The organism is Pseudomonas ogarae (assembly GCF_014268695.2).
Lineage (GTDB): Bacteria > Pseudomonadota > Gammaproteobacteria > Pseudomonadales > Pseudomonadaceae > Aquipseudomonas > Aquipseudomonas kilonensis.
Window position 1 is genome coordinate 3,443,501 of record NZ_CP077086.1, and the last position, 13,817, is coordinate 3,457,317.

4 protein-coding genes are annotated in these 13,817 nt (G+C 50.0%); 2 read left to right on the forward strand and 2 right to left on the reverse strand.

Translation table 11 applies throughout. From position 1 onward, the window contains the following. Nucleotides 1–88: 88 nt before the first annotated feature. Complete coding sequence (locus tag HU749_RS15035) at nt 89–892, forward strand: hypothetical protein (RefSeq protein ID WP_186651071.1); 804 nt, start codon at nt 89–91, stop codon at nt 890–892. A gap of 553 nt (nt 893–1,445) precedes the next feature. Continuing rightward, the gene (locus HU749_RS15040) at nt 1,446–8,831 is read left to right on the forward strand and encodes a hypothetical protein (protein ID WP_186651069.1); all 7,386 of its coding nucleotides are present in this window, start codon (nt 1,446–1,448) and stop codon (nt 8,829–8,831) included. Nucleotides 8,832–9,029: 198 nt separating this feature from the next. Here the strand turns inward: HU749_RS15040 and HU749_RS15045 are convergent, their stop codons facing one another. Together HU749_RS15045 and HU749_RS15050 are read right to left on the reverse strand one after the other, a co-directional pair. After that, the gene (locus HU749_RS15045) at nt 9,030–9,377 is read right to left on the reverse strand and encodes a tyrosine-type recombinase/integrase (RefSeq protein WP_202888914.1); all 348 of its coding nucleotides are present in this window, start codon (nt 9,375–9,377) and stop codon (nt 9,030–9,032) included. Between the two features lie 346 nt (nt 9,378–9,723). Further along, nucleotides 9,724–13,452, reverse strand: coding sequence for a hypothetical protein (locus HU749_RS15050; protein ID WP_186651067.1), 3,729 nt, complete (start codon nt 13,450–13,452; stop codon nt 9,724–9,726). Nucleotides 13,453–13,817 lie beyond the last annotated feature (365 nt).

Sequence of the window (13,817 nt, forward strand, 5' to 3'; positions counted from 1 at the left end):
GTGCATCGGATAAAGGCGATTGACTATCGCTTTTTTTATAGCGCACTCGCGCGTTAGTATTTAAAAAATTATAATTGAGGTTTTAGTCATGCTCTCTTATGTCAGAATTTTTTTGATAAAAATATTAATAGCTGCCAGTTTCTTTTCCGTGAGCAGTGTTCATTCGGCCGACATTAAAAAAGAAAAAAATTGTTACGACGAACTGGCAGGACTTGACGAATGGCCGCTCAAATCCGGACTAAGCATTAGAAAGGATGCTCTTGGAAATTTGCATGCTGCTTTCGGTCGAGATAAAGGTAAGTGTTACTTGCAATATTTAGAAGGAGCAATCGTATGGGATGGAGAGAAAGCATATCCAAATGGCCTCAAGGTGAGTATAAGGCCAGAAGAACCTAGTTATTTTACAGTGCTACTTGCGTTTGGAGATGATAATGGGTGCAGCGACTTGACGACTTGCTTGAAGAAGTCAGGCCAAAGCGAGTCGCAGGCGCATAGAAACAGTGTGATTGTAAATCTTAATAATTATCCAGGATTTAGCTTTCATTTAAATCAACCCCCTCCTAGCGCATCGAATCGCGACGCTTTGCATCTCCTTAAGTATGAGGAAAAGACAACGAGTGGCGCCGTACAAAGAATATTTGAATGCCACGGTTTAAGGTCAAAAAGCGTCAGTCGACCCAGCGAGACAAAAATTGATCAGATGAGCGAAATGGATTTTTCCGAACTAAGCACTATCGATTTTTCAAATAATAAAAGTTATTGCGTACTAGAATTCCCCTCTTTCCGTTTCCGTGCTGGGGGAGGGCAACTGACATTGAATATTTATCAGTTAAACGAAGCTGCACAAGCAATGCCACACATAGAAAATTATCTTTCTAACGCAATAAAATAGGGGTGCATATGAGTTACGTATTTTCTGAGTCTGAGAAGAATAGAATTTTAGAGGCTGTCTCAGTGAGTTCAGGACTGCTTTTTCAAGCAGAGGGATCTTTACCCTATACAGCTGTTCAGGGAAATCCTGAAGCGAACTGTGCCGATGTATATCAAGTTATCTACGATGTGATCTCTGAGAAGCTTAGCGACACGTCCGGCTATGACGACAATACGATCAGCGATCTGAAAAGTGCAAGATTGTGGTTCTCTGTTGCAATAGAAGCTAACGGTGGGACAGGGCCCTATTCTACATTAATCAGAGACTACACTTTAACTCAAGGAGAGCTAAGGCTAGGTCGGGAATTTTCTGAAGGTGAACTCCAGGGCGCATCTAATCAGGTGGCTGCAAACGTGGTGAACGGCTTGCTCTTGGGCGACGTAAGCGGAGATCTTGCTCCATGGACTGTACCCTCAATTAAGCAAATTGCGGCGCTAGATGCCACCGCTGTTCAACGGGTTCTATTCAGAGATGCTTTGTCGCCCGCTGACACGGCTGTTACAGCGAATTCGGCGTGGTCTGGGACCTGGCTTTCAGTTGGTTGGGTGGCGTTGCGCCGTATGAGACGTGGAGGCTTGTCTCATCCGGCGATGCTGCTAGTCCCTCTCAGGTCGTCGCAAACACGATGGACGATTATAAGAACGTATTATTTGCAATTGAGTCTTGGGGGGCAGCGGTCAAAGGAGGCATTGCGGAGTTCGGTGAAGATTGGCTGTTGCGAAGACTAGATCTAGTGTGGAATATCAGTGCGAAGCAGTTCCGCGTAATGATCGATACCGGAAATTATCTACCGTTCGTTCAAAATCTCGTAAAAGGCACGCCATTAGAAAACACAGTTAATATTATTCAGAGTTATGGCGTTGAGCCATTCCTGGATATGCTTAAACGTGCATACACAGGAAGCGTCTCGGATGTGGCCTCCACCGACTTTATTGCTTCTGCTTACGAGTTTTTCAGTTCCATTTCCGCAGAAGAGGCTAATAGCCTGACCGTCAAATCATTGGCTGAATATGGTGACTGGAAAAGCCAAGCTGCCGAAGACGGCCCAGTCGGCATCGCGATTCGTAATTCTCTTAAGTTCTTCAGTGCAGTCGTAGTGGAGCGAAGCGACGGATTTCCTGGGAGAGGATTAGAGCTTTACGATCAATCAACGGGCGTAGGCTCGATAACCTCTCAATGGCTGGCTGATAGGGAGGCTATGTTCGCCCGTATTCTCAGTAGGAACTCTACCGAGTTCTTCAATGGGAATACAATTCAGCAATTCTCCTACTTGGATATTGAAACAGGCCAACAGGCTCCCATGGCCACAGGAACTGGAAACCCACTGGTCATCTTCGCATCTGGATTGGGTAGTAATTTCAGCGGGGGAACAAAAGGTGATCATCTATACGGCGGGTTAGGTAACGATATTATCGATGGTCTCGGCGGCCATGATTATATTGAGGGGGGCGAGGGTGACGATAAACTTTCCGGCTCTAGTGGTACCGACAGTATATACGGTATGCTTGGGTCAGATGATATTACCGGCGGCACTGGGAATGACATATTAGAGGGCGGGCACGGAGCTGACATTTATCGGTTTAGTAGCGGCGATGGTCATGATCGCATCAGTGATCTCGATGCACAAGGGGCAATAATTATAAACGGGTCAGCAGTGACCGGAACGAGTGCAAAAGCGATCGCAGAGAATACTTGGCTAGATGAAGTGAGAGGGATCCGATACGTGCTTTCTGCCGGTAACTCAGGTCAAGCGTTGACAATATATTATGGTGACGATGATTACCTCGTTATTGACAATTATTTAACGGGGCACCTGGGCATCGTTCTTGAGGAATTTCAAGAGCCTGAAGTTTCTGTCGCTAGTTTGGCAACGATTGTCGGTGATTTGGCACCTGTTGATGTAGATCCTAATACTGCTGGCGTTCAGTATGAATACGATAACATTGGAAATGTCGTTGTTAATCCTAATATCGTAGAGCTTGATCGCGAAGATTTTCTAAATGATTCCGCCAATGATGACGTTATCTATGGTCATGGGGGAGATGACTATATAGGTATGAGCCGCGGTGGGAACGACTACCTTGATGGGGGGCACGGAGAGGACAGAATTTTTGGCGGGAGCGGAATTGACACAATTATTGGCGGTGAGGGGAGTGATATCGCATTTGCGTATGCCGGTAACGATCTACTTTATGGAGACCAAAAGCAAAGTTCAACCGACGCAAGCGCCATTGAACATTCAGCAGGGCTTCGAGGCGACTGGCTAGACGCAGGGGATGGCAATGATCATGTCATTGGTAGCACCAATAATGACCTACTGCTAGGTGGACAAGGGGATGATTTGCTCACAGGTGGCGCTGGTGATGATGCTCTTCTAGGCGATGCAGAAAAAAGCAGGACGACAGATCAGTGGGGCTTTTATACAGAGCGCAACGAGAAGTCTGGCATTTTGATTGTAGAGGGAGCTAGTTACTCACAGTCTCTAGAGGGAGGCGACGATATCATTAACGGGGGATACGGAAATGACTTCATCTCCGGGGGCGCGGGTAAGGATCTCTTGGAGGGGGAGGATGGTGACGATCTAATTAGCGGGGACGCTGGCAACGATATAATCTATGGAGGAGCGGGGACTGACCTGTTGCTTGGGGATAACGATATAAAATACGTGCCTGGAAATCAGCACGGTAATGACTTTATAGATGGTGGTGAGGGGGACGATTACATTTATGGTTACGGCGGGAACGACGTGTTACTTGGCGGAGCTGGTGATGACACGATCCACGGTGATGGAGGCGATGGCTCACTAGAGGAGCAATATCATGGCAGCGACCACATTGAAGGCGGCGCTGGGGCTGATAAGATTTACGGTGGCGGCGCAGATGATGTGATATCGGGGGGCGCGGGGGATGACCTTCTATATGGAGATTTTGAATCCCAATTATCGCAAGGAAACGACATTATCGATGGAGGCAGCGGCTCGGACTTCATAATTGGAGCTGGTGGCTCCGATACCATTATGGCAGGCGATGATAACGACACAGTATTCGGCGATGGCGATAATGTGAGCATCAGTCTTGCTGGTGACGATCTCATTGATGCTGGCAGAGGTGCTGACACCGTATATGGTGGATTGGGTTCAGATACGATTTTTGGCGGCGAGGGTGATGACATTCTTGCTGGCGACGATGGCAAGAATATAAATATTGCTCTGCATGGTAACGATTTTATCGACGGGGGAAGTGGGAACGACATAATAGATGCAATGGGAGGCGACGACGTAATTTATGGCGGATCAGGAAGCGATGAAATAAATGGCGGAGCTGGAGATAACTATATCGAAGGCGGGCTAGGAAACGACGTTTTAGGCGCAGGCTTGGGAGGCGATATTTACGCCTTCAACAATGGAGATGGAGTAGATGTCGTGCGCGACGAGGGAGGCAGCAATGTCTTTGTATTCGGGAATTCTTTTTCCCAATATAGCGTCGCTGCTCAGCAGGCTTCCTCCGGGCTTTTGTCGTTAGCTTTCGGTACTGACACAATTTACTTTCAAGATTACCAGAAATTATATCACTCGGTATTTGAGTTTTCTGATATTAGCCTGTCTTTCTCTGAAATGATGTTGCTTGTTAAAGATTCTTTAGTGCTGAACTCTACGGACAGCTATGGGACTGCAGTAGGCGGGGGCGGTAATGATACACTTAACTCTGGGGCGGGAGATGATTTGATTTTCGGTCAGTCCGGGGACGACTCGCTGTTCGGGGGAGATGGTAACGATATTTATCATTTTAATGCAGATGACGGAAATGACATAATTATCGACGCTAAGTCAGATGCCTTGGGTGTTCGGTCTTCAAACGTTATTGAGTTTGGACAGGGCATTGCTCGCGACTCAGTAACGTTTTCCTCTGTGTACGTTGGGAGCGGGGATATCGCTTTAAAGGCTGTATATTCGGGCGGTAGCATAATTATTGTGGGGGGTATAACGGGAGCCATTTCGTCTTTTACGTTCCAAGATGGTTCGGAGCTGTCATTTAAAGAGGTTATGGCTAGCTTGCCGGGCATGGATTTAATACAAAATGATACATTTGGCGGTATCTTGTTTGGGACAGATAATGACGACAGGGTCTATGGAAGTGTAGGAGTAGATGAGGTTTACGGTGGCGGGGGAAATGACAAAATAGAGGCCGGCGATCAAAACGACCTAATCTACGGTGAGGCAGGAAACGATTCTCTATATGGTGGACAAGGGGATGACCATTTAGATGGAGGGGCGGGAGACGACAAGCTTTACGGCGGCGATGGCGATGATACTCTCAATGGAAGTGATGGTGATGATTATCTGCTCGGCGGACGTGGGGACGATAACCTAGCAGGCGGGACTGGGCATGATACCTATATCTTTCAGCTCGGGATGAAGCACGACATTGTTGTCGATGAAGCTTCTGATCGCAACACGATTAAAATTGATAGCTCGGTCGATCCTAAAAATCTAGTGTACTCTAGGGATGGAGATGACTTGATTATAGAGAATGCTAACTTAGACGACTCATTAACCGTTAAAGATTATTATAACAATATTGGGAGGTGGGATGTCACAGTGTCAGATCAAACTGTCTCGCTGAATGAGTATATCTCCCAGTCTGGCAGTGCCGATACAGCTGGATATGAATACTACGAGCAAGCTTTCAAGTCTAGGGTGTTAAGCGCACTCTCTTTACAATTGCTGGATTCAGGCTATTCCTTGGAGTCTGACGGCACGCTTCGCCATAACTACACTTACAACTATGCTTACCAATATACAAATGACACCTTCATAGCCAGTCATAAATTTATAGAGGGTGATGTATCGGAGGTGCCATATTGGGTTCGCGATTCAAATATACAAGGCGTTGTTACTAGCAACGTTATTGAAAACACGACTGTGGATCAGGAAACTCGCATTGTAGCTGCGGCGAATCTTTCAAGTGCCGGCCAATTAGGTGCGCCTGTGTTTTATTCCGCTCGCGAGGGAAGTGGGTTTTCATATAATCTCAATGATATCATTGTCGAGAAATTTGATAGCGCCGGTGAGTTGATTGGATTCTATGTTTATCCAAATGCGACAAGTACTGATCGCGTCTATAAGGATTTTATATACACTAATACGGTAAGTGATACGCAACACTTGATCGTAAATGGAAGTGATGCGGGCGGATCTTTATATATTACGGACGCAAATATCTTTCATGGCGGGCTTGGCGATGATTTAGTTACATCAGTCGATGATCCTACGCGTATCATGCATGGCTTGCACCAAGGGGTAGCCATTTCAGGAGGCGGCGGCAACGACACGCTCAGAGGTTATTGGGGGGACGATCTACTGGCAGGAGGAACGGGGCGGAATATACTGGAAGGCGGGGATGGTTCGGATACATATGTTGTTGACTCTGATACAGGTTCGGATCTGATTAATGATTTCTCTATCCCCATTTATCAGACTAGCGAGGTACCGCCTTTCACCTCTTGGACATATGTAGACCCTACCGGCGGAGCTTCTGATATCGTTGTGTTACCAGACGGCGTGTCTCTTTCAGATCTTGTGGGATCATGGGGAACGGTGGTTGCTGAAGGGGTAGATAATAGATTCATAGGCGGAAAAAATATTGATCGAGAGACAATAAAGCAATGGAAGGATGGAGTCGGTCTGACGAGTCTGCAGCTCTTCAATACTTTGAATCTGTCATGGGGAAAAGATAAAAATCTAAACATTGTCATTCCTCATGAGGATGGAGCAAAAGGGGATGGAGTGGAATATTTTAGGCTTTCCGATGGTACTCAGGTTTCTTTCTCTGACTTAGTGAGTCATCTAGGATTAACGCCCAACCCTACCGACGTTCAAGACATTATTATTGACACTATCGATTCGATTGTGTCGCCTCACGTTGCAATTAGCGGTGGTATTGGAAACGACACTATAAAAGGTAATGGCGAGCTGCGAGGCTGGGAAGGCAACGATACTCTTGTAGGTGGATTTAGTTCAGATACGCTAATTGGCGGAAGTGGATCTGACATTCTGAGAGGGGCCGACGGCGACGACGTAATCCAAGGTGGGCGTGGTGATGATGTTCTGGATGGCGGGGACGGTAATGACCGTTATATTTATGATTTTGAGGGCAGCGATGTAATAGATTCAAATATCAACGGCTATGATGGTGTGGTTATAAAAAATTCCTGGGATTTAAGCGAGCTGTCATACCATCGCGATGGCAATGACCTGGTGGTATTGTCTAGTGGGGATCTCCGCACTCAACTCCGAATCAAAAATCAATTTGGATCAGCGGAGGCTGTTGTAGATTTTATAGAAGCAGGCGCTACTGGCTCGTCAATTTCCTCTGAGGAAATTGAGTTACTACTCAGCCCTTTGCCCGTTAATATCCATGATAATTTTATTAGCGATTATCGGGATGGATGGTCGGGCAATAATTACCTATATGGCGGTGGTGGTGCGGATCAGTTAAGCATCACCGAAGGTTTCTCTATGCTGGACGGCGGCTCTGGCAACGACACTTATAGTTATACGGGTGGAAGTGTAATTATCAGAGATGATGATGGTGTTGACTCGTTTTCGGTTATGAATGGGGCAAACCTTGAAGAAATCGAGCAAAGTATGTCTAGGTCAGAAAACGACCTTGTTTTAGATTTCTCGTCTAGCTATGGTGGCAATGTAGTTTTCCAGAATTATTTTTTAGACACTAAACATCAGATAGAGAGCCTTTCGGACTCTTACGGACAGACTATTACAAGTGTTGAGGTGCACCAAGTTCTTAATATTGCACCTCCAGTTGACAGTTTTTATAATAAAGTTGTTGATGAGGTCGCAAGAGACGGTATTCTTTCTGGCACTGACGCAAATGATCTTCTTCAAGGCTTCAACGGTGATGACACCTTGGATGGCGGCGCCGGGGTTGATAGGCTTGAAGGGGGCTGGGGAAATGATTCACTAACTGGCGGCGTAGGAAACGACTTCCTTATTGGCGGGAGAGGAGATGATCTTTACCATTTCTCAAATGGACATGGACAAGACGTAGTTGACAATCAAGGAGGCGGTAACGATGCGGCGGTTTTCCAAGGATTAACCATCGCAGGTTTTTTGCAAAGCGTTCAAGCCGATACTAATGATTTGAAGGTTTCGTGGGGTGGCAATGGAGATCAGGTCACCTTTTTGAACTGGCTAGATGGCGGAGATAATATGGTAAACCAGTTCCGATTGGATGACGGCAATCTGTCGGCTGAAGATATTCGGGCACACCTGAATATCCCAATGACTACTGGCTATGTCTCTCCGGTCTATTCGGATGAACCGGACGTTAATAATTTCTCTACCATCTCAGACGAATCTGGAGGCTCATCATACATAACGGGAAGCTCAGGTGACGACCTATTAATTGGTGGTGCTGGTGATGACGTAATTTATGGCGGATATGGAAATGATTATTTGATAGGGGGCGATGGAAGCGATAAATATGCAATGGATAAAAATTCTGGTCGTGACGTAATTGACAACCATTCTAATGGTTCTGATTTCGACATATTAGAAGTGGAAGGTGAACTTAGTCAGCTTTGGCTATCTCGGTCAGAAGATAACTTAGTGATTACCCTTCTCGACTCTGATGCTGAAATGACAGTGAAGAATTGGTATTCCGATGTAAGCTCTCGCTTAGACGGTATATCTGTGAGCGCTTCGCAGTCCAGTTTTTTTGAAGCCAGCCAGGTCGATAGTTTAGTTGAAGCTATGGCCGTATTTGGTGTGCCGGCTAGTGGCGAAATTAAGCTTAGCATTAGTCAAAGAGGCTATGTGGATCAGTTGCTAGGGGTGGGCGGTACGACTCCTGGTGGTTCTGGAGGAGGTCAAGTTAGCTAATCAGCAATGCCCTATCGCGGGCGATCGTTCGCGATAGGGCAACTTTCACCTGTTTAGGTGCTAGTGACCTGAACAATCTGACAGCAATGGGGGTCGATCAGATTCGCGAACCTGCGGATATTTGTTCGAGCGCTCTATCCATCTGAATGCCTGCTTTCACGAATATCTAAAACAACGTGCAGAGTCTGCCTGGTAGCGTCAATCAATGCCTGGGTTATGGCCGGAAACCTTCTTACCCTCAATGGAGGGCGCTTGCTGGGCCGCACGCAAAGCAATTCCGCCGAACGACACGCTACCATCAACGTAGCGCAACGCCGACTTCATGTCCTTCCAGCCCACATAACTCATCAGCCCCTTGATATCCCAACCGTTTGCAGAGGCCCAAGTCGCAAAACCTCGCCGCATCGAATGGCTGCTATATAGCTGTGCAGGCAATCCTGCCTCTTTGAAAATGCGGCGTAGCACAGGGATCAGGCTATGCGGCTGCATGGCTTTGCCAGACAGATTGCCCCAGCGATCAATCCGCTGGAACACCGGGCCTTTCACGATCCCGGCAATTGTTATCCAGTTGATGTACGCCTCCCCAGACGGAGGTCGCCAATCTGGCGTTTACCGCCGCCGAAAAAGCTGTTGTGTGCTTTTCCCCAGTAGAATGGCTTATCGTCCCATTCATGAAGGTAAATGACGCGATGGCGATCTTTCGCCTCATCGTACGTCAAGCAGAGTTGCCAAGTGATCTTCATCTGTAATGTCCCCGCATGGATAGCCCGCGATGCCGACTTTTAAACAGGACCTGTCAATATCGTCAATGGGCTCATGCTATCGGCCTGACCCGATATTTGGACTACTCGATGCCAGTGAGCCCGTAGGAATCGAGCGGTTATGAAACGCCTTACTCAAACCCTCTGGCAAAAGGCTCTTCATCTTCCGCGCAAGCTAATGCGTTGCTGATGTCGTTGATTGTCTGGTTGTACCTTGCAGGTGATGAGATCCGCGCGCAATCCAACTGCTTAAGCAGTTTCAGCTTCACCTTCGAACTCTCTCTGCGATTATGGGAAACGTAGAGCACATCTAGAGCATCGAGTAATTCATCCAGTACCTCGTCTGGGGCCGGCGCGATGGCAAGCAGTTGGGTGGCCAGTTCGCTCCACTCGAAGGTTTCGTTCGGTGGCGTTTTGCGCAAGGGATTGATCAGGCTGGCGAGCAGCGGACAGCGAGTAAGGGATTGCGTATTGCACCAAGCCAGCAGTGCGGCCAGAGGTGCCCGCATGAAAACATCCCTTTCTACCGACCTGAAATGGTGCAAGAAGTCTTGGGCTATCAACGTGGTCTCGGGGTCTGTGCAGCAAAGCCTGTCCAGTACGGTGGCGGGCTGTACCTGCAGCAGTCCTTCAAGCAGGTCGCCATAGGCGTAAACGTTGACGTTGCGAACGCTCGGATGAACAACAAACGCACCACTCAATCGCTGGGCAATCACTGCGCCTTCAGCACCTTTCAAGGCAATAGCTACCAGCTCACCAATATTTCCGGGCATTCTGGACCCTTTGTCTTGGGGGAACAGATACACCTCCAAAATCGCGCGGATAGTCGGTGCCCAGCGTGCACCTTCCGTGGCAGCATTCGTCAACATGCGCTGCGAGACAAGCTTCAGCGCGACACGAGCCCCACCCGGCAGCTCAAGGAGGGTGTGAATGAAACGCTCCAGTTCAATGAAGTCGATCTGCGCGTAGAACGTGCTATGGCCGAAGAACCCAAACGCCTTGATCGGGGTGCTGGCAAGGGCAGCGTGAAGGCGCGGCATTGTGCGAGCATTCATCCCGATACAGCCGTAGATGATGGGTAGCTGATCATTGAACTGTGGGTAGTGAGGCAGTGCATCAATCAAGGTATCCGCCAGCGCCTCATCTGTTTCTTGCGTTGCCTGAATAAAGTCGAGGATGAAGCGCAGGTTCGAGGGTTCAGGTGCAAAGCTGTCCAGCACCTTTCTCCAGAGCACCAGTGGCTCGGGTGCCTGCGCGGCCAACGCGGCGCCAAACAGTTCGCCCCCCTGCTTATCATTGACCAGCGTCGGCAGCAGCGTGTCCAGTGTTTCGGGCTCGCCCAGGAGCTCTTTGGCCGTGGCCTTGAGCGTGTCGAAGTAGCGCTGTTTTGCGGTTGCGTCCATGTGCTCCAATGCACCGCTACTGACGCTCTGGTGCTCAACTATCTGCATCACGCGATCCGTCAGGTGCTGTGGAGACAGCGAAACGTCCAGCGCGCTGAGCTGGGCCAACACCTTCGGATTAAAGCGCTCGTCAGTTTCACCCAAGGTTTTGCGCACGGCGCGCGAGCCCTCAGGCCAGTAACCGGATGCGGCGATGTTGCGGTAAAGGGTGTCCAGTTCTGCCGACACCGGCTCGATCAGCCAAAGGTTATGTGATTGCTCTGCGATGACGTTGCGTACTGCAGAGCCCTGGTCGTTGTTAGAGAGCGCAATGGGGGTCGCGAACTCCAGGACGGTGGAGAGCCATTGCTCAACCTCTTCGACGCTTTGCGGCGCAAAGCCTGCGTCGTACAGCGACCCGCCGCCAAAGTAGCTGCCGATCACTTTGAAATAGCGGGTTTCCAGCATGCTTTTCAACGCCAGATAACCTGCTTGCCGCTCGTGTGCGTACGCGCCATTGATCAGTTTGCCGACGACCTGCAATCGGGCCGAGACCGTGGCCCGGGTGCCCGACCAGGCCATGGAAAACAGCGAGCTTATGACGTCCTCGACGCTATTTTTTTCAGCGTTGGAATTGTCCCCGTCCAGCAGTTTGACCAGCAAGGTGAGCGTTTTTTCGAAGTCCTGCGCCTCACGCGCGAGGAAGTGCAGAAGCAGACTCAGGTCATGCTTTCTTTTAAGCAGCGAAGAGTCTTTCGACCGCGTGGCCTTTTCGATAAGTACGAACGTGCGCGTGCGATCCAGGGGCGCCACACTGAACAGCATGTCGATCTGCTCTGTGCCAAACGTTGCGGGGTCGGCGAGCAGCCCGCCGGGGCTCAGCCATTGATTCGCAATGGCTTTGGCGGTCTGATTGCCATCCAGAAAACCCAAACGACGTGCAAATGATCTTGCAAGACGAGGTGTCTGGTTGTTCGCCAGGTGCGTAAGGAGTTCTTGCATCGATATCTCCTCCAAGGCCTGGGCGGCGAGTCGATTGGCGATGGCTTGTGGCAGCAATGCTCTCCAGCGACCGCGCTGTTGGATGATGCTGCGGCGCTGCAACTTGGCAAGATTGGCGCGGAACGTGCGCACCCGCATATCTCCCAGCCTCGCTAGCATTGGGATCTCGCAAGGGTGTGCGTGGTCCCCGGCATCGTCACCGTTGAATGAGTAAACCAGTGAGCAGACCTTGGCTACGGTCAGCAGCTCGTTAGAATCGTTTTCTTTCTGCAACACGATTTTGCGCAGCAGGTGATCATTGTCGAACGAGGCGATATGACCGGTTTTCGTGGCAAGCATCAGTGCGATGCGCGCATTGCCCCCGGCGAACTCGCAGATCCTTTGGATATTGGTGTCGGAGAGTTGCGGATTATGTTCCGCCACCAGTGTCGCAATCACACCGGGATGCGCAGGGTTTAATAAAAAGTAATCCTGGGCCTCGGTATCGCCATCGCGGATGTCGTGTTCCACCGTGATGACACTGAGCGTGCTGTCTGTAGCGCTGACAAAGTCGACCAATTGTTGATGGAGCTCGGCGGGGCAATTGTCTACGATGAAAATCGCTGGGCGTTTTTCCGCCTGGAGGCGAGTCGCCAGTTCCACGGGGTGTGGATCGGGAGCATTGCTTTGGTCGGTATACATGGCGACGGCAGGTGCCAGGCTATTCACACCGACGTCTTTGTCGAACAAGGCTTGGACCAGGCGGGTCTTGCCCACGCCGGAGAGCCCGAGCAGGCGTACGGCCCGCCCAGGCGCGGACAACCGATTACGTATTTCATTGATGACCGACACCGTGGATAGCGTGCGACCGTGGTCGCTCTTGTGCAGTTGGACATGCTCCTCGGGCACGTAGTATGTGCGCTTGCCGTTGACCCAGGACTCGGGATAGCAGGATCGCCAGCCTTTCAACGGTCTGCCGATTTTCTCGCGTACCCAGGTGGCGATGCCGGGGTGAGCGCGTACCCATGTAGCGATGTGACTGCTGTCGTAGAATTGCAGCGACAACTTTTCGGCATCCGCACAGTCATGCAGGGCAGCGGACATTGCGGCGAGCCGTTCCTTCAGGGCAGAGTCGGTGGTGGATGCTGCACCGCTGAGGATGATGTAGGCGCCGTTGTTTTTCGCCAGATCGGCGATGACCGGGCGCAGTTGACCCTTCGGGCGCATTTCGCTCGTGATTGACGCAGCGGCCATATTGGATTTCTTGACCTGAATACCCGTGCGATTACGCGGGATGAAGCCTTGCACCGGATTGGCGAGAGGGATTTCAATCACGACGTCGAGACCACCGTCCGGGCTGTTCTGATCGCCGCCCCAACGCACAAAGGCCGTCGATAATCCGCCGGCCCTCAGCTCAGCCCCACACAGCAAACCCACCAGGCTGCGCAAATCTTTGTCGTTGAGCCGGCCAATATCTTCATCGGTGATATCGAACATGTGCCTGGATGCATCCATCATCAAGTTATTCAGGCTCGCATGTTGCCAGCTTGTAGTTCGTTGCGAACAGTATTTTTGCCTTCCTGGTAGGCCGCGGCGGATGTAGAAAGGGGACGGATTTCTCTAGCAAGCAATAAATCCGTCCCCCTTCTAGGGAACGCTTTAAAGGCACCGGTGAAGGCGCGGTCAGGCCTTTACGGCAAGCAGCTCAGAACTTGCCGTCCACGCCGATGCGGAACGTGTCATTACGTTTGTCGCTACCCAGGGCTGTCTTGTAGGGGGCGCCCATCTACCGGGCAATTCTTCGACAGGGGGCTGCTGGACCTTAGGCTGGGGGGCATCTTTTTCAACCCCCCCAAAGCATG

What these genes read in the sequence shown, in the direction of transcription:
- HU749_RS15035 (WP_186651071.1), top strand. Translation starts at nt 89, where the DNA reads ATGCTCTCTTATGTCAGAATTTTTTTGATAAAAATATTAATAGCTGCC.
- HU749_RS15050 (WP_186651067.1), bottom strand. Translation starts at nt 13,452, where the DNA reads ATGTTCGATATCACCGATGAAGATATTGGCCGGCTCAACGACAAAGAT.